This is a genomic window from Embleya hyalina, assembly GCF_003967355.1.
GTDB lineage: Bacteria > Actinomycetota > Actinomycetes > Streptomycetales > Streptomycetaceae > Embleya > Embleya hyalina.
The window spans coordinates 1-25943 of record NZ_BIFH01000044.1; the positions used below are offsets into that span (position 1 = coordinate 1).

Sequence of the window (25943 nt, forward strand, 5' to 3'; positions counted from 1 at the left end):
GTTCGTGTTTCCGGGGCAGGGGTCGCAGTGGGTGGGGATGGCGGCGGGGTTGTTGGAGTGTTCGCCGGTGTTCGCGGAGGCGGTGGCGGAGTGTGCGGCGGTGATGGATCCGTTGGTGGGGGATTGGTCGCTGTTGGAGGTGTTGCGGGGCGGGTCCGCCGGTGGGTTGGAGCGGGTGGATGTGGTTCAGCCGGTGTTGTTCGCGGTGATGGTGGGTTTGGCGCGGTGGTGGGAGTCGTGTGGGGTGCGGCCGGGTGCGGTGGTCGGGCATTCGCAGGGGGAGATCGCGGCTGCGCATGTGGCGGGTCATCTGTCGTTGGCGGATGCGGTGCGGGTGGTCGTGCTGCGGAGTCGGGCTCTGCTCGGGGTGGCCTCCTCGGGTGGCGGGATGGTGTCGGTCGGGGTGTCTGCCGATCGTGCCCGGGAGTTGGTCGCGGGGGATGATCGGTTGTCGTTGGCGGCGGTGAACGGGCCGACGAGTGTGGTGCTTTCGGGTGATGTCGATGCGCTGGCCGCGGTGGTCGAGGTGTGTGGGCGCGATGGTGTGCGGGCGCGGTGGATTCCGGTGGACTACGCGTCGCATTCGGTGCGGATGGAGGCGGTGCGGGGCGAGGTCGAGCGGCTGTTGGCGGATGTGACGCCGCAGCCGGGTCGCGTGCCGATGTACTCCACCGTGACCGGGGAAGTGGTCGTCGATCCGGCCGAGTTGGGCGGGTCGTACTGGTTCGAGAATCTGCGTCGTACGGTGGAGTTGGAGCGGGCTGTCGGTGCGGCGACGGCGGATGGGCTCACCACGTTCGTCGAGTGCAGTCCGCATCCCGGGTTGGTGGTGCCGCTGGGGGACACCCTGGAGGCGCTGCGGGTGGACGGCGCGGTGTTGGAGACGTTGCGGCGGGGTGAGGGTGGTCCCGATCGGCTGGTCGCCGCGCTCTCGGCGGCGTTCGTGGCGGGCGTCGCGGTGGACTGGGCCGGGATGATCGTGGGCGCGCGGGTGGAGTTGCCGACCTACGCGTTCCAACGGCGGCGCTACTGGTTGGCGGAGGGGGCGCGGTCGGGGGATCCGGGCGGGCTGGGACTGGCCGCGGTCGGACATCCTCTGCTGGGTGCGGCGGTACGGCCGGCGCAGGGCACGGGGCTGTTGTTCACCGGGCGGTTGTCGACGGCGACCCACCCGTGGCTCGCGGATCATGTGGTGCTCGGCTCGACGATCGTGCCGGGCACGGTGTTCGTGGACCTGGCGCTGTGGGCCGGGGCCGAGGCGGCGTGCCCGGTGGTGGACGAACTGACCCTGCACACCCCGCTGGTGCTGCCGGAGCACGGCGGCGTGCACGTACAGGTGACCGTCGACGGGCCGGACGACGTCGGGGCCCGGGCGGTCGCGGTGTACTCCCGGCCGGAGGACGCGCCCGACGACGAGCCGTGGACCCGGCACGCCGTCGGGGTCCTCGTTGCCGACGACGACGCGGGTCCCGACGCGGCTCCCGAGGTGTGGCCGCCGGTCGGCGCGAAGCCGGTCGAGGTGGCGGACTTCTATCGGCGGCTGGTGGATTCCGGGGTCGACTACGGGCCGGCGTTTCGCGGGATGCGGGCCGCCTGGCGGCGTGGGGACGAGCTGTTCGCCGATGTGGCGCTGCCGGCCGAGGAGGAGCCCGACGCGCATCGTTTCGGGGTGCATCCGGCGCTGCTCGACGCGGGCGTGCAGACCCTGCGGGTGGATCCGGGGCAGGTCGACGGGGACGACATCCGAGTGGCCTTCTCCTGGCACGGGGTGCGGCTCTTCGCGGGCGGTGCGACCCGGCTGCGGGTGTCGTGCGTGCCGTCGGGCGAGGGTGCGGTGTCGCTGCGGGTGGCGGACGAGACCGGACGGGCGGTCGCCGCGATCGAGGCGTTGACGGTGCGGGCGATCTCGGCCGAGCAGGTGCGGCGGGCCGGCGGTGGGCGGGACGCGCTGTTCCGGCTCGTGTGGCGGGCTTCGGCGGTATCCGTACCGGTGGCGGCGCCGCGTGTGGCGGTGGTCGGCGAGTGGGATCCGCCCGGTCCGGGCGGACCGGTGGACCGGTATCCGGGCGTCGCCGAACTTGCCGCCCACGAGGGGCCGTTGCCCGACCTGGTCCTGCTGCCCGTCGGCCGTCCGGATCCCGATGTGCCGTTCTCCGAGCGGCGTATGCGGGATACGACGGCGGAATTGGCGGCCCGGCTGGAGGCGTTCGTGGGTGACGAACGGCTCGCGGCGGCCCGGGTGGTCGTGGTGACTCGTTCGGCGGTGGTCGTGGATGGCGACACGGGCCTCGGTGATCCGGCGTCGGCGGCGGTCTGGGGAGTGGTTCGGGCGGCGCAGGCCGGGCATCCGGAGCGGATCGTGCTGGTCGACCTGGACGACGACCCGGCCTCCGCGGCGATTGTGGCGGCGGTGGCGTCGGCCGGTGGTGAGCCGCAGTTCGCGGTGCGCGGCGGTCGGGTGTGGGTGCCGGGGTTGGAGCGGGTTCCGGCCTCCGGCGGAGCGCGATCGGCGCTGGGGACCGGCACGGTGTTGATCGCCGGTGCGGACCGGGCGGTCGGTGCGGGGGTGGCCGAGCATCTGGCCGGTGCGTACGGGGTGGGTCGGTTCCTGTTGTCGTCCGCGGATCCGTCGGGTGACGGATCCGGTGCGTTGGCCGCCCGGCTGCGTGAGGCGGGCGCCGAGGTCGTGTCGGCGGCCTGGGACGGGCACGACCCGGGCGTGCTCGCCGCGCTCGTGGCCGAACACCCGCTGGTGGGGGTGGTGGACGCGTCGGGCGGTGCGGACGGCGCGCGGGCCCTGCACGAGCTGACCGTCGACACGGATCTGGCATTCTTCGTGCTGTTCTCGTCGGCGGCGAACCTGCTCGGTTCGACGGCGCACGCGGCCACGGCCGGGGCGAGTGCCTTCCTCGACGCGCTGGCCGGACATCGGCGGGCGCACGGGTTGCCCGGGGTGTCGCTGGCCTGCGGGACGGATCCGCTGTCGGGGTTGCCCGACCTGTTCGACGAGGCGATGTGCCGGGAGGACGCCGTGTTGGTCTCGGCGTCGACGGACCTCACCGGGCCCGGGTCGACGTCACCGTTGTTGCCCTCTCGAAGCGCGCGTGGTGCGACCGTCCCCGCCGAGACCCCGGCCGCGACGGACGGCGAGGCGCTGGTCCGGCGTCTGGCGGCGCTGTCCGAGGAGGAGCGCGAGCGCGAACTGGTCGGCCTGGTGCGGGCCCAGGCCGCGGCGGTGCTCGGGCACGCCGGCACCGGCGAGATCGGACCCGAACGGGCCTTCAAGGAGGTCGGGTTCGACTCGCTCACCGCGGTGGAACTGCGCAACCGGCTGATCCGGGGCACCGGGGTCGGCCTGCGCTCCACCCTCGTCTTCGACTTCCCCACGCCGCGCATCCTGGCCCGCCACCTGAGCGGCCGGCTGGTCGAGGCGGCCTCCCCGGCCGGTGCGCTGCTGGCCGATCTGGACCGATTCGAGGACGAGTTGCACGCGGTCCTCGGCGAGACGGAGGCCCGCGACCGGCTGGCCGAGCGGCTGCGTCGGCTGCTGGCCCGCTGTACCGCGCCGGACGAGAGCACCCCCGCCGCCGACGTCTCGGACGTGCAGTCGGCCACCGACGACGAGTTGTTCTCGCTCGTCGACCAGGGCTTCGAGTGACCCGGCCCATCCACGCATACGACCGTGTCGGCAAGGAGTAGAGGCAACGTGGCTGAGTCGGAAGAGAAACTGCGCTCGTACCTGAGGAAGGCCATCACCGACGCGCGCGACGCGCACCGCCGGGTGCGCGAGTTGGAGGACCGGCAGCGCGAGCCGATCGCGATCGTGGGCATGGCCTGCCGCTTCCCCGGCGGTTTGAATACACCGGAGGACCTGTGGCGGTTCGTCGCCGAAGGAGGCGACGCGATCGGCGACTTCCCGACCGACCGGGGCTGGGACGTCGACGCCCTGTACGACCCGGATCCGGACCGGCCGGGCACGTCGTACGTCCGCGAGGGCGGATTCCTGTACGACGTCGCGGACTTCGACGCCGAGTTCTTCGGGATCTCGCCGCGTGAGGCGGCGGCGATGGACCCGCAACAGCGGTTGCTCCTGGAGATCGCGTGGGAGGCGGTGGAACGCGCGGGCATCGACCCGACGTCGCTGCGGCACAGCCGGACCGGGATCTACACCGGGATCAACGGCCTCGACTACACGACCGTACTGGCCCGGACCGCCAAGGGGCGGGACGGCACGCTCGGCATGGCCAACGGGGCCAGTCTGCTGGCGGGTCGGGTGGCGTACATCCTCGGCCTGGAGGGGCCGGCGGTGACCGTGGACACGGCGTGCTCGTCGTCCCTGGTGGCGCTGCACCTGGCGGGCAACGCGCTGCGTTCGGGGGAATGCGACCTGGCCCTGGTGGGCGGCGCGACGGTGATGTGCACGCCGGAGAGCTTCGTCAACTTCAGCCGGCAGCGCGGACTGGCCCGCGACGCCCGGTGCAAGCCGTTCTCGGCGGCGGCCGACGGGTTCATCCTCTCCGACGGCGCGGGCCTGTTCCTGATCGAACGGCTCTCCGACGCGCGGCGCAACGGGCATGCGGTACTGGCCGTGCTGCGCGGTTCGGCGATCAACCAGGACGGCGCGTCGAACGGGCTGACCGCGCCGAACGGACCGGCCCAGGAACGGGTGATCCGGCAGGCCCTGCACAACGCCGGGCTGGCGACCGGTGACGTGGACGCCGTGGAGGCGCACGGCACCGGGACCACGCTCGGCGACCCGATCGAGGCGCACGCGCTGTTGGCGACCTACGGGCAGGACCGGCCCGCGGCTCGCCCGCTGCGATTGGGGTCGATCAAGTCCAACATCGGACACACCCAGGCCGCCGCGGGGGTGGCCGGGCTGATCAAGATGGTGTTGGCCCTGCGGCACGGCGTGCTGCCCGGGACACTGCACGTCGACGCGCCCTCGCCGCACATCGACTGGTCGGCCGGGCGGGTCGAACTGCTCACCGAGCCGGTGCCGTGGCCGAGTTCGGACCGGCCGCGCCGGGCCGGTGTCTCGTCGTTCGGGGCAAGCGGGACGAACGCGCACGTGGTGGTGGAGGAGGCGCCGCCGGAGGGTGGTGACGATGTCACGGAGGTCCCCCGGCCCGCAGGCGTCGGCGGCGTGCTGCCGTGGGTGTTGTCGGCCCGGTCCGAGGCGGCTTTGCGCGCGCAGGCCGGGCGGCTGCGGGACTGGCTGGACGAGCACCCCGACGCGGATCCGGCCGACGTGGGCCGGTCGTTGGCGGCGGGGCGTGCGGTGCTCGAACGTCGTGCCGTGGTGCGCGGGCGGGATGTCGCGGAACTCGGCGTCGGGGTGGGCGAGGTGGCCGACGGCGGTGAACTCGCCGCTGCGCGGCCGATGTTCGCCGGCCCGGGGCCGGTGTTCGTGTTCCCGGGGCAGGGGTCACAGTGGGTGGGGATGGCGGCGCGGTTGTTGGAGTGTTCGCCGGTGTTCGCGGAGGCGGTCGCCGAATGTGCCGCGGTGATGGATCCGTTGGTGGCGGATTGGTCGCTGCTGGATGTGTTGCGTGCCGGCGCCGGCGGGGCGTCGGCCGAGCGGGTCGATGTGGTTCAGCCGGCTTTGTTCGCGGTGATGGTGGGTCTTGCGCGGTGGTGGGAGTCGTGTGGGGTGCGGCCGAGTGCGGTGATCGGGCATTCGCAGGGGGAGATCGCCGCCGCGCATGTGGCCGGCCATCTGTCGTTGGCGGACGCGATACGGATCGTGGTGTTCCGCAGTCGGGCGCTGCGCGGGATCACGGCGGCCGGTGGCGGCATGGTGTCCGTGGGGGTGTCCGTCGAGCGGGCCGAGGAACTGGTCGCCGGATCCCCCGGATTGTCGCTCGCGGCGGTCAACGGGCCGCGCGGCGTGGTCGTTTCCGGCGACCGTGAAGCACTGGCCGTCGTCGTCGACGCGTGTGAGCGCGAGGGCGTGCGGGCCCGCTGGATCCCCGTGGACTACGCGTCGCATTCCGCCCACATGGAGGTGGTCCGGGACGAGGTCGAGCGCCTGTCGGCCGAGGTGACGCCGCGTGCGGGACGGGTGCCGATGTACTCGACGCTGACCGGGGAAGCCGTCACGGACCCGGCCGTGTTGGGCGGTGGCTACTGGTTCGAGAACCTGCGCGGGACGGTACGGCTGACCACCGCCGTGGAGGCCGCCGTCGCCGACGGACACGTCGCCTTCGTCGAGTGCAGCCCGCATCCGGGCCTGGTCGTGCCGCTCGCGGACACCCTCGAGGAACTGGGCGTCGACGACGGCACGGTCCTGGAGACGTTGCGGCGGGACGACGGCGGCCCCGATCGGCTGGTCGCCGCGCTCTCGGCGGCGTTCGTCGCGGGTGTGCCGGTGGACTGGGCCGGACTGTATCCGGGCCGGGGGCGGGCCGACCTGCCCACGTACGCCTTCCGGCATCGGCGCTATTGGGTCGACGCCGAATCGCCCGCCGGCGGCGGCGCGGCCTGGGGGCAGCGGGCGGTGCTGCATCCGGTACTCGGCGCCGCCGTCGACCTGGCCGGCGACGCGGGCACGGTGTTCACCGGCAGGCTCTCGACGACCGCCCAACCGTGGCTGGCCGACCACGCCGTGCTTGACACGGTGATCGTGCCCGGCACGGCCTTCCTGGACCTGGTCCTGCGGGCCGGGGCCGAGGTCGGCTACCCGGCGATCGAGGAACTGACCCTGCACACGCCGCTCGTGCTGCCCGATGCCACGGGCGTCCTGGTACAGGTCGTGGTCGGAGCGGCGGACGGCGACGGTGGCGACGGGGCCCGGACGGTCGAGGTGCACGCGCGGGCCGAGGACGCGCCGCCGGACCACCCGTGGACCCGGCACGCCTCGGGGGTGCTGGTCGGGGTGGGCGAGGAGCGGGCCGAGGACGCGCTCGCCGGTCCGTGGCCACCGGCGGGCGCGACCGCGGTCGAGGTGGACGACGCCTACGAGCGGCTGGCGACGGCGGGCTTCGACTACGGTCCGGTGTTCCAGGGGCTGCGGTCGGTCCGGGTGCGCGGCGACGAGTTGTTCGCCGAGGTGGAGTTGCCGGAGGAGGCACACGCGGACGCGGACCGGTTCGCGCTGCACCCGGCGCTGCTCGATGCCGCGTTGCACCCGCTGGTGGTCACGGCCGGTGCCGACACGCCGCTCGCGGCCGGGTTGCCGTTCGTGTGGCGGGGCATCCGGGCCGGTGTTCCGGGTGCGCGGCGGTTGCGGGTCCGCTTGGCGCGCCCGGTGTCGGGCTCGCCCTCGGTGCTCGGCGAGGTGGCGGTTCGGGCGTGGGACGAGGACGGCCGAGAGGTTTTGGCGATCGAGTCGCTGACCATCCGTCCGGTCTCGGCGGACGGGTTGCGGACCCCCGATTCGGTGGCCCGCGACTCCCTGTTCACGTTGGCGTGGACGGCGCTGGAGCTGCCGGAACCCGACGACGACGTGCCGAACGGGACCCTCCCAGGCGGCGGTACGGCCGATCTCGCCGCGTTGATCGGGGCCCTCGACACCGGAACGCACGTACCGGACGCGGTGGTTCTGCCCGTGTCCGTCGACGACGCCGACCCGGTGGCGGCGGCGCACACGGCATGCCGGCAGGTGCTGACGGCGCTCCGGGACTGGTTGGCCGACGAGCGATTCGCGGACTCCCGGCTGGTGTTCGTGACCTCCGGCGCGGTCGCGGTCGCGGACGAGCACGTACGTCCCGCCTCGGCGGCGGTCTGGGGCCTGGTCCGCTCCGCCCAGTCCGAACACCCGGGGCGCTTCGTCCTGGTGGACGCGGACTCGCTCGACGACCCCGGCCCCGAGTTCGCCCGGGCCCTGCGGACCGGCGCGGATCAGCTGGTCCTGCGCGACGGAACGGCGCTGGCACCGAGCCTGGTTCGGGCAGCGGCGGACGGCGGATCGGCCGGATTCGCGCCCGCCGCCGACGGCACCGTCCTGATCACCGGCGGTACCGGCACCCTGGGCACGCTGCTCGCCCGGCATCTGGTCACCGAACACGGCGTGCGCCACCTGCTGTTGCTCAGTCGGCGCGGCGTCACGGCCGCCGGAGCGGCGGACCTGGTCGCGGAACTCGCCGCGCACGGGGCCGAGGTGACCTGCGTGACCGGGGACGCCGCCGACCGCGCCACGTTGGAGCGGGTGTTGGCGGGCATTCCCGCCGAACACCCGCTGACCGCGGTGATCCACGCGGCGGGCGTGGTGGACGACGGCGTCGTACAGTCCCTCACCGCCGACCGGCTGGACGCGGTGTTGCGCCCGAAGGCGGACGCCGCGTGGAACCTGCACGAGGCGACCCGGCACCTGGACCTGACCGCGTTCGTCCTGTTCTCCTCCGCCGCGGGCGTGCTCGGCAACCCCGGCCAGGGCAACTACGCGGCGGCCAACGCCTTTCTGGACGCACTCGCCCGCCGCCGGCGCCGCGAGGGGCTGCCCGGCAGCTCGTTGGCCTGGGGCTGGTGGGCGCCGACCAGCGAGATGACCGCGGGGCTCGGCGACGCCGACCGGCAGCGCATGGCGCGCCTGGGCGTCCTGCCCCTGGCCCCGGAACAGGGGCTGGCCCTGTTCGACGCGGCGACCAACCATGCCGAACCGACCCCGACCGTGGTCCGGATGGACCTCGCGGTCCTGCGCACCGCCGGATCCGCGGTGCCCGCACTGTTGCGCGGTCTGGCCCGGATCCCCAACCGCCGTGCCGGGGCGACGGGTTCGGCTGCGGCGCTGCGCCGTCCTCCGGCGGGTGTCTCGGCGGCCGACTGGGAGCGGACGCTGATTCGGGCGGTGTGCGTCCACGCCGCCGCCGTCATCGGCCACGCCGACGCGACCGAGATCGACGAGACGCGGGCGTTCCGCGACCTCGGCTTCGACTCGCTGACCGGTCTGGAACTGCGCAATCGGCTGAACACGGCGACCGGCCTGCGGCTGCCGGCCACACTGGTCTTCGACTACCCCAGCCCGGTGCTCCTGGGCCGGTGGCTGCGCGATCGGCTCGCCGAGGAGAACACCGGTCCGGTGGGCTCGACCGTCGGAGCGCCCGTGACGCCCTCGGTCGGTTCCGACACCGCCGACGATCCGATCGTGATCGTCGGCATGGGCTGCCGGTTCCCCGGCGGCATCACCGCGCCCGAACATCTGTGGGACGTGGTCGCCGGTGGGGTGGACACCCTCACCGACTTCCCCACCGATCGCGGCTGGGACGTCGAGCGCATCTTCGACCCGGACCCGGACCGACCGGGCAGCACCTATGTGCGCACCGGCGGATTCGTGGACACCGCCGCTGATTTCGACCCGGACTTCTTCGGGATCTCGCCGCGTGAGGCGCTGGCGATGGACCCGCAGCAGCGGTTGCTCCTGGAGACCGCGTGGGAGACGTTCGAGCGGGCGGGCATCGATCCGACCTCGCTGCGCGGCAGCCGAACCGGGGTGTTCGCCGGTGCCATCTACTACGACTACGCGGGCGGCCGGCTGCGGAAGGTGCCGGACGAGTTGGAGGGCTACATCGGCAACGGCAACGTGGGCAGTGTCGCCTCGGGCCGGGTGGCCTACACGTTCGGTCTGGAGGGGCCGGCGGTCACCGTGGACACGGCGTGCTCGTCGTCCCTGGTGGCGCTGCACCTGGCGGTGCACGCGGTGCGGTCGGGCGAGTGCGATCTGGCCCTGGCGGGCGGCGTCACCGTGATGTCGACGCCGAGCGTGTTCCTCGACTTCTCCCGGCAGCGCGGCCTGTCGTCCGACGGCCGGTGCCGGTCGTTCGCGGCGGCGGCGGACGGCACGGGCTGGGGCGAGGGAGTCGGCCTCGTGCTGGTGGAGCGGTTGTCGGATGCGCGGCGCAACGGGCATTCGGTGTTGGCGGTGGTGCGTGGGTCGGCGGTGAACCAGGACGGCGCGTCGAATGGGTTGACCGCGCCGAACGGGCCGTCGCAACAGCGGGTGATTCGGCAGGCGTTGGACAGCGCCGGGTTGTCGACCGGCGATGTGGACGCGGTGGAGGCGCACGGGACGGGGACGACGCTGGGTGATCCGATCGAGGCGCAGGCGTTGTTGGCGACGTATGGGCGGGATCGGGCGGCGGATCGGCCGTTGTGGTTGGGGTCGGTGAAGTCGAACATCGGGCATACCCAGGCGGCGGCGGGGGTGGCCGGGGTGATCAAGATGGTGTTGGCGTTGCGGCACGGGGTGTTGCCGCGGACGTTGCATGTGGACGAGCCGACGCCGCATGTGGATTGGTCGGCGGGTCGGGTCGAGGTGTTGGCGGACGAGGTGGCCTGGCCGGCGGGTGAGCGGGTGCGTCGGGCGGGGGTGTCGTCGTTCGGGATCAGCGGAACGAACGCGCACGTGGTCCTGGAGGAGGCACCGCCGATCGCCGACGTGTCGGACGCGGTGGCCGATTCCGGGCTCGGCGGGCGGCACACCTGGGTGGTTTCGGCGCGGTCCGAGGCAGCGGTACGGGAGCAGGCGGCCCGGTTGCGGGACTGGGTCGCCGACCGTCCGGATCTCGATCCGGCCCAAGTGGCCCGGTCGTTGGTGTGTGATCGGGCGTTGTTCGGCCATCGGGCGGTGGTCTCCGGTACCGATCTCGCCGAACTGGGCGAGGGGTTGTCCGCCGTGGCGGCGGGGGCCGAGGGCGCGGTGGTCGGCGCGGTGGGTCGCGGGCCGGGGAAGACCGCCGTGCTGTGCACGGGCCAAGGAGTGCGGACGCTGGGCATCGGTCGCGAACTGCACGCGGCGTTCCCGGTGTTCGCCGCGGCCTTGGACGAGGTGTGCGCGGCCTTCGACGGCGTGGTGCCGTTCTCGGTGCGGGACGTCGTACTCGGCGCCGAAGGGATGTCGGAGGCGGACGCGCGGGACACCGGGGTGGCACAACCGGCGCTGTTCGCGTTCGAGGTGGCGCTGTACCGGCTGTGGACCTCGTGGGGGCGGACGCCGGACTTCGTGGTGGGGCATTCGCTCGGCGAGATCGTCGCGGCGCATGTGGCGGGAGTGTTCTCGCTTGCGGATGCGGTGGTTTTCGTCGCGGCACGGGCCCGGTTGATGGGTGCGCTGCCGGGCGGAGGTGCGATGCTCGCCGTCGGTGCGGGCGAGGCCGAGGTGGCGGCGTCGTGCCCGGCCGAGGTGACGATCGCGGCGGTGAACGGCCCGGCGAGTGTGGTGGTTTCCGGCCCCGCCGAGGCGGTGGCCGCGCTCGAACCGGACTGCGTGGTGCGTGGGTGGCGGATCTCGCGCCTGCCGGTGTCGCACGCCTTCCACTCGGCGCTGATGGAACCGATGCTGGCCGAACTCCGGGATGTGCTGGACGGGTTGACCTACGGCACGCCCGAGATCCCGGTGGTGTCGGACACCACCGGGCGGGTGGCCGGCACCGACGAGTTGGGTGATCCCGAATACTGGGTGCGGCACGTGCGCCGGGCGGTGCGCTTCGGGGACGCGATCGCCACGCTCCGCGCCGAAGGCGTACGCACCTTCGTGGAGATCGGGCCGGAGGCGGCGCTCACCGCGATGGTGGTCGAGGGCACGGCCGGCGCGGAGGACGTGGCGGCCGTACCGACCCGGCGCCGGGGTCGAGCCGCCGTGTCGAGTGTGGTCGAGGCGCTGGCCCGGGTGTTCGTGCGTGGCGCGACGGTGGACTGGGCCACGTTGTCCACCGGCTCCGGGCGACGGGGGCGGGTGGACTTGCCGACGTACGCCTTCGAGCGGCGGCGCTTCTGGTTGGACGCCGGGGTGGACGCCGGCGATGCGGTCGGGCTCGGGCAGGGCGTCGTGGACCACCCGCTGCTCGGTGCGGTGGTGGGCCTGGCGGACGACCAGGGCGTGCTGTTCACCGGCCGCCTGGCCCTGGACACCCATCCGTGGTTGGCCGAACACCGCGTCTCGGGCGTGGTGTTGCTGCCGGGCACGGCATTCCTGGAGCTGGCGCTGCACGTCGGCCGCCTCCTGGACTGCGAGCGGGTCGACGAACTGACCCTCGCCGCCCCGCTGGTGCTGCCGTCGACGGGCGGTGTGCAAGTCCAGGTCCGGGTCGGGGCACCGGAGGAGACCGGGACCCGGACGATCACGGTGCATGCTCGGCCGGATTCGGCGGAGCTGCCCTGGACGCCGCACGCGACCGGGATCCTGGCTCCGTCGGGCGAGCCGCCCGCACCCTCGGATACGACGAGTTGGCCGCCCGCGGACGCCACCGTGACGGACACGGCGGAGCTGTATCCCTGGTTCGTCGAGACCGGCGTCGACTACGGACCCTCGTTCCAGGGCGTACAGGCGGCCTGGCGCCGTGGCGACGAGGTGTTCGCGGAGATCGTGCTCGCGGCCGACGACCCGGCCGCCGACGCCCGGTTCGAGCTGCATCCCGCGCTGTTCGACGCCGCGCTGCACCCGCTGGGCCTGACCCTGCTCGACGCGGAGGCGCCGCGTCTGCGGTTGCCGTTCTCCTGGCGCGGAGTGGCGCTGCACACGTCCGGGGCAGGTACGTTACGGGTTCGGCTGCGTCCCACCGGGGCCGACACCATCGCGGTGACGGCCACCGACGAGACGGGCCGACCGGTGGTCTCGGTCGAGGCCTTGGCGGTGCGTGAACCCTCGCGGGACCGGCTGCCGCAACCCGATCCGAGCGCGGGCGAGTTGTTCGAGCCGGAGTGGACACCGCGGGCACCGGAGGACACGGCGGGCACGCTCGGCGCCGTAGTCGGTGGCCCCGAACTCGCCTCGACCGCAGTTCGATTCGGGGCCGCGCACCATGCCGACCGGACCGCGCTCGCCGGTTCGACGGTACCCGAGACGGTCCTGTACGACCTGGTCGCCACCGACCCCGGCGCATCCGTCGACGCCGTACATCGAGCCGCCGCCCAGGCGCTCGACCTGGTGCGATCCTGGCTCGCCGACGAGCGCTTCGCGTCGGCCCGCCTGATCGTGCGCACCCGCCACGCGGTCGCCGCCGCCGAGGACGACACGCCGGACCCGGCCGCCGCAGCGGCGCGCGGCCTGCTTCGTACCGCCTGCGCCGAACACCCCGAGCGCTTCGCGCTCGTCGACGCCGACGACCTCGACGAGGTGTCTCCGGAGGTCATCGCCGCCGTGGCGGTCGAGCCCGAGGTGGCCGTGCGGGCCAGCCGCGTCCTGGTCCCACGCCTGCGCCGCGCGGCCGTGGCGCCGCGGGCCGACTTCGGGTTCGCCACCGACGGGACCGTCCTGATCACCGGCGGCACCGGGGCCCTGGGCCGACACGTCGCCCGGCACCTGGTGCGCGTCCACGGGGTGCGCCGGCTCCTGCTGCTCTCCCGTCGCGGCGACGAGGTCCCCGACGCCGCCGAGTTGCGGGCCGAACTGGTCGAGGCCGGCGCGCACGTCACCTTCGCCGCCGGTGACGCGGCCGAACGGGACGTGCTGGCCCAGGCATTGGCCACCATTCCGGCGGCCCACCCGCTGACCGGCGTGGTGCACCTGGCCGCGGTGATCGACGACGGTCTGGTCGGGGCGCTGACCCCCGAGCGGCTGGCGGCGGTGTTGCGGCCCAAGGTCGACGCGGCGCTGCACCTGGACGAACTCACCGCCGACGCAGACCTGTCGGCGTTCGTCCTGTTCTCCTCGGCCGCCGGTCTGGTCGGCAACGCCGGGCAGGCCAACTACGCGGCGGCCAATGTCGCCCTCGACGCGCTGGCCCGCCGGCGTCGGGCGCTCGGCCGGCCGGCCGTCTCGTTGCAGTGGGGGTTGTGGGCCGAACACAGCACGCTGACCCGGACGATGAGCGCGATCGACCGGCGCCGGGCGGCCGGTGCGGGTGTGCGGGCGATGTCCGTCGAGCAGGGCCTCGCGCTGCTCGACGCGGCGGCGGGTCGGCCCGAGGCGGTGCTGACCCCGCTGCGCCTCGACCCGGCGATCCTGCGCGGTCCGGAGGAGCGGGTGGCGCCCGTGCTGCGCGGGCTGATACCGACCCGGGCCCGGCGTGCGCCGGCCCGTACCTCCGACACCGCCCGCGCGCTGGTGCGCCGATTGGCCGCGCTGCCCGAGGCCGAGCAGGACCGGCTCCTGGTCGACCTCGTCCGTACCCACGCGGCAGGTGTGCTCGGCCACGCCGACGCGCGCACGATCGACCCGGACCGCGCGTTCGGCGAACTGGGCCTGGACTCGCTGGCGGCGCTGGAGCTGCGCACCCGGCTGAGCACGGCGGTCGGACTGCGCCTGCCCGCCACGATGTTGTTCGACCACCCGTGCGCCCGCGCCGTGGGCGTACACCTGCGCGCGCGGCTGCTCGACGCGCCGACCCCCGGACGGGCGGCGGCCGTCGCCCGCCCGGTGACCGACGAGCCGGTCGCGATCGTCGCGATCGGCTGCCGCTTCCCTGGCGGCGTCGCGAGCGCCGAGGACCTGTGGCGACTGGTGTCGGAACACACCGACGCCATCTCGGAGTTCCCGAGGGACCGGGGCTGGGACCTGGCCGAGCTGTTCCACCCGGACCCCGAACACGCCGGGACCTCGTATGTTCGCGAGGGCGGATTCCTCTACGAGGCGCCCGAGTTCGACCCGGAGTTCTTCGGCATCTCGCCGCGTGAGGCGCTGGCGATGGATCCGCAGCAGCGGTTGCTCCTGGAGGCGTCCTGGGAGACGATCGAGCGGGCCGGCCTGGATCCCCGATCGCTGCGCGGCAGTCGTACCGGGGTGTACGCGGGCCTGATGTACGCCGACTACGCGTCGCGGCTGAGCAGTGCGCCGGAGGGTGTGGACGGCTATCTCGGCAACGGCAGCGCGGGCAGCATCGCGTCCGGGCGGGTGGCCTACACGCTGGGCCTGGAGGGGCCCGCGGTGACCGTGGACACCGCCTGCTCGTCGTCCCTGGTCGCCCTGCACCTGGCGGCGAACGCACTGCGGCGCGGCGAGTGCGATCTGGCGCTGGCGGGCGGGGTGACGGTGATGTCCGCCCCGGCCACCTTCGTCGAGTTCTCCCGACAGCGCGGCCTGGCCCCGGACGCGCGATGCAAGTCGTTCGCGGCCGGCGCGGACGGCACGTCGTGGTCCGAGGGCATCGGTCTGCTCCTGGTGGAGCGGCTGTCGGACGCGCGCCAGCTGGGCCATCCGGTGCTGGCCGTGGTCCGCGGCAGTGCGATCAACCAGGACGGCGCCAGCAACGGCCTGGCCGCGCCCAACGGGCTCGCCCAGGAGCGGGTGATCCGGGACGCGCTCGCGCACGCCGAGTTGAGCCCGTCCGACGTGGACGCCGTGGAGGCGCACGGCACCGGCACGCCGCTGGGCGACCCGATCGAGGCGCGCGCCCTGCTCGCCACCTACGGGCAGGATCGGGCGGCGGATCGGCCGCTGTGGCTGGGGTCGGTCAAGTCCAACCTCGGGCACACCCAGGCGGCGGCGGGCGTGGCCGGCGTGATCAAGATGATCATGGCGATGCGGCATGCCGAACTGCCCGCGACGCTGCACGTGGACGCCCCCTCGCCGCACGTGGACTGGTCGGCGGGGGCGGTCTCGCTGCTCACCGCCGCGACCCCGTGGCCGGAGACGGGGCGCCCCCGCCGTGCGGGCGTGTCCTCGTTCGGGATCAGCGGGACCAACGCGCACGTGATCCTGGAACAGGGCGACGCCGCCCCGACCGCGCCCGCCGAACCGCCACCGGCACCTCCGGCCGCGCTGGCCTGGCCGCTGTCCGGGGCGAGCGCGGCGGCGCTGCGCGGGCAGGCCGAGCGGCTGCGCGCACACCTGGACGCGCACCCCGAGGACGGGCCCGTCGACATCGCGCACGCGCTCGTCGGCGGCCGATCCCGGTTCGAACACCGCGCCGTGGTGGTCGCCGAGGACGCGGCCGGCCTGCGGGCCGGGCTGGACGCGCTGAGCGCCGACCGGCCGGACGCGGCGGTACCGGTGGGCGTGGCCGGCGAACCGGGCCGGATCGCCTTCGTGTTCGGCGGCCAGGGCTCGCAGTGGCCCGGGATGGGCGCCCGACTGCTCACCGAGTCGCCGGTCTTCGCCGCCCGGATCCGCGACTGCGACGCGGCGCTCGCGCCGCACACCGACTGGTCGTTGCTCGCCGTGTTGCGCGGCGAGCCCGACGCGCCGCCGCTCGACCGGGTCGACGTGGTGCAACCGGTGCTGTTCGCGGTGATGGTCGCGCTCACCGAACTGTGGCGCTCGCTGGGCGTACGGCCGGCCTCGGTGGTCGGCCATTCGCAGGGCGAGATCGCCGCCGCCCACATCGCGGGCGCCCTCACCCTCGACGACGCGGCCCGGATCGTCGCGCTGCGCAGCCGTGCCCTGCGCGGGTTGTCCGGCGGCGGCGGGATGATGTCCGTCGCGGCCGGCCCGGAGCAGGTCGGGCGGTTGCTCGACGGATTCGCGGACCGGATCGGCATCGCCGCCGTCAACGGACCCGCCGCCGTGGTGGTTTCCGGCGCGGCCGACGCGCTCACCGAACTGCACGCCCGCTGCGAGGCGGACGGGATCCGCGCCCGGGTGCTCCCGGTCGACTACGCCTCGCACTCCGCCCAAATCGAGCAGGTCCGCGAGGAACTGCTCGCCGCCCTCGGCGAGATCGTGCCCACGCCGACCACCGACGCGGTCCTCTACTCCTCGGTGACCGGCGAACCCGTCGAGGGCACCGCGCTCGACGCCGAGTACTGGTACCGCAACCTGCGCACCACGGTCGCCTTCGACCGGGCCACCGACGCCCTGCTGCGGGACGGCCACACGGTGTTCGTCGAGACCAGCCCGCATCCGGTCCTCGCGCCCGCCGTCGAGGACAGCGCCCGGCGCACCGGTACGGACGTGACGGTCGTGGGCACCCTCCGGCGCGACGCCGACACCCTCGCCCGTCTTCTCACCGCCGCGGCCGGCCTGCACGTGCGCGGCGTCGTGGTGGACTGGTCCGCGACCCACGCCGGGCACCGACCGCGGCCGGTCGACCTGCCCACCTACGCGTTCCAACGCGAGCGCTACTGGTTGGCGGCGGGCAACGCGCCGACCGACGCGGCCGGCCTCGGCCTGCATCCGGCGGCCCATCCGCTCCTGGGCGCGGCCGTGGCACCCGCCGAGGGCGATCGGCACATCCTCACCGGCCGCATCTCGCTGCGCACCCACCCCTGGCTGGCCGACCACACGATCCTGGACACGGTGCTGCTCCCGGGCACCGCGTTCGTCGAACTCGCCCTCCAGGCGGGCGATCGGGTCGACTGCGACCTGATCGAGGAACTGACCGTCGAGGCCCCGCTGCGGCTCACCGACACCGGCGCGGTACACCTGCAGGTGCTGCTCGACGAGCCGGACGAGCAGGGCCGCCGAGCGCTGACCATCCACTCGCGCCCCGACGACGCACCCGCCGGGCAGGCATGGACGCGGCACGCGAGCGGGGTATTGGCGCCGGTCGCCGACGGGCCCGGAGCCGCGCCGGCCACCGACGCCGCGTGGCCGCCCGCCGGGGCCGTCGCGCTGGACGTGGACGAAATGTACGACCGGCTGGTCGGGCAGGGATACCGGTACGGACCGGCCTTTCGCGCGGTGCGGGCCGCGTGGCGCCTGGGCGACACGGTCCTGGCCGAGGTGGCGCCGACCGACGAGGCGCACGGCGCACGGGACTTCGCGCTGCACCCGGCTCTGCTGGACGCCGCACTGCACGCGGCGGGCGGTACATCCGGCACATCCGACGGGGACGGCGTCATCGGCCTGCCCTTCGCCTGGACCGACGTCCGCCTGCACGCCGTCGGCGCCGCCGCGCTCCGGGTCCGCCTCGAACGCCTCGGCCCGGACACCGTCGGCCTCGAACTGACCGACCACACCGGCGCCTTGGTCGCCACCGTCGGCGCCCTCGTCGGCCGCCCCGCGACCGCCGACCGGCTCACGCCCGCCGCCGACCCGGCCCACCGCGACCTCCACCACGTCGTGTGGACCCCGCTGCCCACCCCCACCGAACCCACCACCGCCCGCTGGGCGTTGCTCGGCCCGGACGAGGTGCGGGCGGTGGCCGGGCTGCGCGCCGCCGGCGCCGAGGTGCACGCGGACGGCGACCCCGACCCCGCCGACGTGCTGCTGATCACCTGCGCCGGCCGGGCCGGGGACGACGTCCCCGAAGCCGCCCGAGCCGCCGCACACCGCGTACTCGACCTGCTCCGGCGCGCGCTGACCGACCCGCGCCTCGCCGCCGGCACCCTGGTCGTGCTGACCCGGGGCGCGGTGCCCGGGCACCACGGCGAGGACGTGTCCGACCTGGTCGCCGCGCCGATCGTCGGCCTGGTGCGCTCCGCGCAGACCGAGCACCCGGGCCGGATCGTCCTGGCCGACCTGGACGACCACGCCGACTCGTTCGCCGCACTGCGCGCCGCCGTCGTCGCCGACGTCGGCGAACCACAACTGGCCATCCGCGCGGGCACCGTGTCCGCGCCCCGACTGGTCCGTACCGGGACCGAACCGCGTCTGAGCCCGCCGCCCGGCACCCCGGCCTGGCGACTCGACCTGCTCGACGGCGGCACCCTGGACCGGCTCGCGCTGCTCCCGAACGCCGACGCCGCGGCCCCGCTCGCGCCCGGACAGGTCCGGATCGCCGTCCGCGCCGCCGGGCTGAACTTCCGCGACGTCGTGGTCGCCCTCGGCATGGTCACCGACACCCGCCCGCCCGGCGGCGAGGGCGCCGGGATCGTCGTGGAGGTCGGCCCCGACGTACCCGAACTCGTCCCCGGCGACCGGGTGATGGGCCTGTTCGGCGGCGGCACCGGACCGATCGTGGTGGCCGACCACCGGCTGCTCGCGCCGATCCCCACCGGCTGGACCTACGCCCAGGCCGCGGCCGTCCCGGTGGTGTTCCTGACCGCCTACTACGGCCTGGCCGACCTCGGCGGGCTGCGCGCCGGCGAATCGTTGCTCGTGCACGCCGCCACCGGCGGGGTGGGCATGGCGGCCGTGCAACTGGCCCGGTACTGGGACGCGGAGGTGTTCGGCACCGCCTCGCCCGGCAAATGGGCAACCCTGCGCGGCCAGGGCGTGGACGACGCGCATCTGGCGTCCTCGCGCGATCTCGACTTCGCGGACCGGTTCGGCGAGGTCGACGTGGTGCTCAACTCGCTCGCCCACGAATACGTGGACGCCTCACTGCGGTTGCTCGCGCCGGGCGGCCGGTTCCTGGAGATGGGCAAGACCGACATCCGCGACCGGGACGAGGTGCTGGCCGCCCATCCGGGCCGCGACTACCGGGCGTTCGACCTGATGGACGCGGGGGCCGAGCGGATCCGGGAGATGCTGGCCGACCTGTACCGACTCTTCGAGGCCGGCGTGCTGCACCCGCTGCCGGTGACCACGTGGGACGTGCGTGACGCGGTCGGCGCCTTCCGGCACCTGAGCCAGGCCCGGCACACCGGCAAGATCGTGCTGACCCTGCCGCCCACCCTCGGCGCCGCCCCGGATCCGGCCGGTACGGTCCTGATCACCGGCGGCACCGGCACCCTCGGCGGCCTGCTCGCCCGCCACCTCGTGCGCACCGCCGGGGTGCGACACCTGCTCCTGGTCGGCCGGCGCGGCCCGGCCGCCGCCGGCGCTGCCGAGTTGCAGGCCGACCTGACCGCGCTCGGCGCACGGGTGACCATCGCCGCCTGCGACGCCGCCGACCGCGCGGCGCTGGCCGCGCTGCTCGCCGACATCCCGGCCGAACACCCGCTCACCGCGGTGATCCACGCCGCCGGGGTGATCGACGACGCCGCGCTGACCGCGCTCACCCCCGAGCGGGTGGATCGGGTGTTGCGCCCGAAACTGCACGCCGCCTGGAACCTGCACGAGTTGACCCGCGACCTCGACCTGGCCGAGTTCGTGCTGTTCTCCTCGATGGCCGGCACCTTCGGCGGCGCCGGACAGGCCAACTACGCCGCGGCGAACAGCTTCCTGGACGCGCTCGCCCAGCACCGCCGGGCCCGCGGCCTGGCCGCGACCTCGGCCGCCTGGGGCCTGTGGGCGCAAGCCAGCGGAATGACCGGACACCTGGGCGCCGAGGACCTGAACCGCATCGCCCGCACCGGCGTCGCCGCACTGGAGACCGGCCACGCACTCACCCTGTACGACGCGCTCCGCGCGGCCGACCGGCCCACGATCGTGCCCGCGCGCCTGGACCCGGACGCGCTGCGCGCCGCCGCCCCGACCGTGCCCGCGCTCCTGCGCGACCTGGTCCGTCCGCGCGGCCGCCGGGCCGCCGCCGACACCTCGCCGGACGCCGCGTCCCCGGCCGAGCGGCTGGCCCGACTGCCCGAGGAGCGGCGCCGGCAGGCCCTGCTGACCCTGGTCCGCACCGAGACCGCCGCCGTCCTGGGCCATGCCGGCCCGGACGCGGTCGTGCCGCTGCGCCCGTTCAAGGCGCTCGGCTTCGACTCGCTCACCTCGGTCGAACTGCGCAACCGCATCGGCGCGGCGACCGGCCTGCGTCTGCCCGTCACCCTGGTCTTCGACCACCCGACCCCGCAGGCACTGGCCGACCACGTGGGCGCCGAACTCCTGGGCACGGCACCCGTGGTCGTCGAGCCCGATCGACCCGCTCCGCACACCGACGACGACCCGATCGTGATCGTGAGCGTCGGCTGCCGCTACCCGGGCGGAGTGGCCGGACAGGACGAGATGTGGCGGATGCTCGCCGAGGGCACCGACACCATCGGTCCCTTCCCCAGGGACCGGGGATGGGAGTTGGACACACTCTTCGACCCGGACCCCGACCGGGTGGGCAAGTCGTATGTGCGCGAGGGCGGATTCGTCGCCGACGCGGTGCACTTCGACGCCGAGTTCTTCGGGATCTCGCCCCGCGAGGCGACCTCGATGGACCCGCAGCAGCGGGTCCTGCTGGAGACCGCGTGGGAGACCTTCGAGCGGGCCGGCATCGACCCCACCGCGCTGCGCGGCAGCGCGACCGGGGTGTTCGTCGGGGCCATGGCGCAGGACTACCACGGCACTTCGCAGGCGATGGCCGAGGGCCAGGAGGGCTACCTGCTGACCGGGACCGCGACCAGCGTGATCTCCGGCCGGGTCTCCTACGTCCTGGGCCTGGAGGGGCCGGCGGTGACCGTGGACACCGCGTGCTCGTCGTCGCTCGTCGCGCTGCACCTGGCGGCGAACGCGCTGCGTGCGGGCGAGTGCGACCTGGCGCTCGCGGGCGGGGTGGCGGTGTTGACGTCGCCGCAGGCGTTCATCGAGTTCAGCCGGCAGCGCGGGCTGGCCGCGGACGGGCGCTGCAAGCCGTTCGCGGCGGCGGCCGACGGTACCGGCTGGGGCGAGGGTGTCGGCCTGGTACTGGTCGAGCGGTTGTCCGACGCGCGCCGGCGCGGGCATCCGGTACTGGCCGTGGTGCGCGGCTCGGCGGTCAACCAGGACGGCGCCTCGAACGGGCTGACCGCGCCCAACGGTCCCTCGCAACAGCGGGTGATCCGGCAGGCGTTGCGCAACGCGGGCCTGGCCGCGACGGACGTCGACGCGGTCGAGGCGCACGGCACCGGGACGACGCTCGGCGACCCGATCGAGGCGCAGGCGCTGTTGGCGACCTACGGGCGGGACCGGCCGGCGGAACGGCCGCTGTGGCTGGGATCGGTCAAGTCCAACATCGGACACACCCAGGCCGCGGCGGGCGTCGCCGGGGTGATCAAGATGGTGCTCGCGCTGCGGCACGCGACGTTGCCGCCGACGCTGCACGTGGACGCGCCCACGCCGCATGTGGACTGGGCCTCGGGGCGGGTGCGGCTGCTCACCGAGCCGGTGCCGTGGCCGGCGGGGGAGCGGGTGCGCCGGGCGGGGATCTCCTCGTTCGGGGTGAGCGGGACCAACGCCCACGTGATCATCGAGCAGGCGCCGGCGGAGGTCGCGGCCGACGCCCCGCCGGCCGGCCCACCGGGCGGGATCGTGCCGTGGGTGGTGTCCGGGCGGACCGAGGCCGGGTTGCGGGCGCAGGCGGCGCGGCTGCGGGACTGGGCCGCCGCGCACCCGGAGTTGGCCCCGGCCGACGTGGGCGCCTCGCTGGTGCGCGGGCGGGCGGTGTTCGAGCGGCGTGCGGTGGTCCGGGGCCGGGATACCGCCGAACTCGTGGCGGCGCTCGGTGAGTTGGTGGATGCGTCGGCGACGGGCGAGGCGCCGGCGGCGATCGGGCCCGGCCTGGTGTTCGTCTTCCCCGGCCAGGGCTCGCAATGGGTGGGCATGGCGGCCGAGTTGCTGACCTGCTGCCCGGTCTTCGCGGAGACCGTCACGCGGTGCGCGGAGGTGATGGATCCGCTGCTGCCGGGCTGGGCGCTGCTCGACGTGCTGCGCGGCACGGACGAGGAGACGGCCGAACTGCTGCGCCGGGTCGAGGTGGTGCAGCCCGTGTTGTTCGCGGTGATGGTGGGCCTGGCCCGGTGGTGGGAGTCCTGCGGGGTGCGGCCCGCCGCGGTGATCGGGCACTCCCAGGGCGAGATCGCCGCCGCGTACATCGCCGGCCACCTGAGCCTGCCGGACGCCGCGCGGATCGCCGCGCTGCGGATCCGCGCGGTCCAGGCCGCCGACATGATCCGCGGCGCCATGGTGGCGGTCGCGGTGTCCGCCGCGCACGCCGAGGAGTTGATCGCCCGCACCGGCACCGGCGACCTGGTCCACGTGGGCGGGATCAACAGCCCGACCAACACCGTGTTGTCCGGCGACACCGACGCGTTGGCCCTGATCGTGGCCGACTGCGAGCGGGAGGGCGTACGGGCGCGCTGGATCCCGGCGGCGTACTCCTCGCACTCGCCGCAGATGGACGCCGTGCGCGGCGACCTGGAACGGCTGCTCGCGGGCATCGAGCCCACCCCCGGGCGGGTGCCGATGTACTCCACGGTCACCGGCGGCCGGCTCGCCGACGACGCGCTGCTCGACATCGACTACTGGTTCGAGAACATGCGGCGCACGGTGCGGTTCGAGGACGCGATCGGCGCGGCGGCGGCCGACGGACACACCGTGTTCCTCGAATGCAGCTCGCACCCCGGCCTGGTGGTGCCGCTCGGCGACACCCTGGACTCGCTCGGGGTGCCGGGCGCCACCCTGGAGACGCTGCGCCGCGCGGACGGCGGCGCCGATCGGCTGCTCGCCGCGCTCTCCGCGATGTTCGTGCGCGGCGGCACGGTCGACTGGGCCGGGTTGTTGCCCGGCAGGCAAGTCGCCCTGCCCACGTACGCCTTCCAGCGTCGGCGGCACTGGGTGGACCCCGTCGGACCGGCCCGAGGGGGCGCGGGCTGGGGGCAGTTCGCGGTGGAGCACCCGATCCTGGGCGCCGGCGTCGACCTGGCCGACGGCTCGGCGACCGTGTTCACCGGACGCCTGGACACCACCACGCACGGATGGCTCGCCGACCACCTCGTACTCGACGAAGTCCTGGTCCCGGGAACGGTGTTCGTGGACCTGGCGCTGCGCGCGGGCGGCGCGCTCGGCTGCGCGGTGGTCGCGGAGCTGACCCTGCACGAGCCGCTGGTGCTGCCGGACGCGGACGGGGTGCGGATCCAGGTCACCGTCGAGGCGCCGGACGACGCGGGCGTGCGGGCGCTGACCGTACACTCCCGGCCCGAGGACGCGCCCGCGGCCGAGCCGTGGACCCGACACGCCTCGGGCACCGTGACCCCGGGCGCGCACCGACCGCAGCAGGACTCCGGGCCGTGGCCGCCGATCGGCGCGATACCGCTGGACGTGGCGGAGGTGTATCGGCGACTGGCCGAAACGGGCCTGGGCTACGGCCCGACACTCGCCGGACTGCGGGCCGCGTGGCGGCGCGGCGACGACCTGTTCGCCGAGGTCGCGCGCACCGCCGACGCGGAACGCGGCACCGCCCGATTCGGCCTGCACCCGGCCCTGCTCGACGCGGCCCTGCACGGACTGGCCCCCGGGGCGGAAACCACGGATGACGGCGAACCGGCCGCGGTACGGTCGGCCGGCGCCTGGCGCGGGGTGACGTTGGGCGGCGACGCGGGTACCGCCGGCCGGATCCGGCTGCGGGCCGCCGGCGAGGACGGCGTCGAGGTCGAGCTGGCCGACGAGGCGGGCCGATCCGTGGCCCGGATCGAGTCGGTGGCGCTGCGGCCCTGGACCGCCGGACAGGTGCGGGCCGCCGGGCGGGCCCGACCGTGGCTGACCCGCTGGGAGTGGGCCCGGGTCGAGCCGACCGACACACCGGCGGCCGGCGGTCGCTGGGCCGTGCTCGGCGCGCGGGCCTGGGACGGGGTGGCGGCCTACGCCACCGCCGCCGAACTGATCGCGGCCGTCGAGGTCGGCGTCCCGGTCCCGGATCTGGTCGCGCTGCCCGTACGGATCGACCCCGCCGGCGGGCTCGATCCGGAGGCGATCCGGGCCACGATCCGGACGGTGCGCGAGACGGTGCGGCAGTGGCGGACCGAACCGCGTCTGGCCGCCTCGCGCCTGGTCGTGGTGACCCACGACGCGGTGTCGGCGCGCCCCGAGGACCGGGTCGTCGATCCGGGCGCGGCGGCGGTGTGGGGCGTGGTGCGGGCGGCCCGGGCGGCGGAGCCCGAGCGGTTCGTGCTCGCCGACGTGGACGGCGAGGACGGGTCCTGGCCGGTGCTGCTGGCCGAAGCGTCGTCCGGTCGCGCCGAGTTCGCGATCCGTGCGGGCACGGTGCTGCTGCCGCGCCTGGCCCGGGTGGCGGCGGGCGAGACCGGCACGGCGGGCTTCCCGACGGAGGGCACGGTGTTGATCACCGCCGGCACCGACGACACCGGCGCGCTGCTGGCCCGGCACCTGGTGACCGCCCACGGGGTGCGCCGGCTGATCCTCGCCGGCGGGTCCGGCGCCAAGACGCCGCTCGCCCGGGAACTGGCCCGGCAGGGAGCGGAGATCGACGTGGTCGCCTGCGATGTGAGCGATCGCGCCGAACTGGCGAAGCTGCTGGTGGCGATCCCGGAGCACAGCCCGCTGACCGCCGTGGTGCACGCCGCCGGGCCGGCCGAGGCGGACACCGAGGACCTGCTGCGGGCCCGGGTGGACGCGGCCGTACACCTGCACGAACTCACGCGCGACGCCGACCTGTCGGCCTTCGTGCTCTGCACCGCCCTGGACGGCGTGCTCGCCGACCCCGGACGCGCGGAGCACGCGGCCGGCGACACCTTCCTGGACGCCCTGGCCCGGCACCGGGCCGATGCCGGGCTGCCCGCGCTCGCGCTCGCCTGGGCACCGGCGGACGCACCCGTCGCCGGGCTGCTGCCGCTGTCCGCCGAGCAGGCCACGGCCCTGTTCGACCGGGCCCTCGCCCTGCCCGAACCGGCCCTGATCCCGCTCGCGCCGGACACCTCGGCGCTGCGCCGGGCCGAACCGGGCGCGCTGCCGGCGCTGTTGACCGCGCTGGTGGCCGACCCGAACCAGCGCGCCGGAGCCGCCGCCGAGGCGGCACCCGCAGTGATCGGCCGCCTGCTCGAACTGCCGGACGACGAGCGGGAAGGCGCCCTGGTCGACCTGGTCCGAGGCTGCGCCGCCACGATCCTGGGCCATACCGATCCGACCGCGATCGAGACCGGATCGGCGTTCAAGGACCTCGGCTTCGACTCGCTGACCGCCCTGGAGATGCGCAACCGGCTGCGCGCCGCGCTGGGTCTGACCCTGCCGGCCACGCTGATCTTCAGCCACCCCAACGCGGCGGCGCTGGGCCGGCACCTGCACGGCCTGCTGCGCCGCGAGCACGGGGTCTCGTGGGACTCGGTGCTCGGCGAGATCGACCGGGTCGAGGCGATGCTCGCGCAACTCGACGACGAGGACCGGGCCCGGGCGGCGGAACGGCTGCGGGACCTGATCGGCCGCCCGGAAGACCCGCTCACCGAGCGCGAGTTCGGCGCGAACGGGGACACGCCCGGAGCGGCCGGCGGCCGACGGTTCGACGCGGCCACGGACGAGGAGCTGTTCGACTTCATCGACGGCGGGATCGAGCACTGACCACCGATCGCGGGGCTGGGACTCACCCGTCCTCCTGAACAGGCAAGGAGAA

2 protein-coding genes are annotated in these 25943 nt (G+C 74.7%); both read left to right on the plus strand.

What is annotated here, in order from left to right; all coding sequences use genetic code 11:
- Window positions 1–3658 (plus strand): acyltransferase domain-containing protein (locus tag EMA17_RS42855; RefSeq protein ID WP_126642670.1); only part of this gene is annotated, 3658 nt, incomplete at its 5' end.
- Window positions 3659–3706: 48 nt separating this feature from the next.
- On the plus strand, window positions 3707–25891 hold the full coding sequence (locus EMA17_RS54825) for a type I polyketide synthase (RefSeq protein ID WP_246127264.1): 22185 nt from the start codon (window positions 3707–3709) through the stop codon (window positions 25889–25891).
- The last annotated feature ends 52 nt before the right edge of the window (window positions 25892–25943 follow it).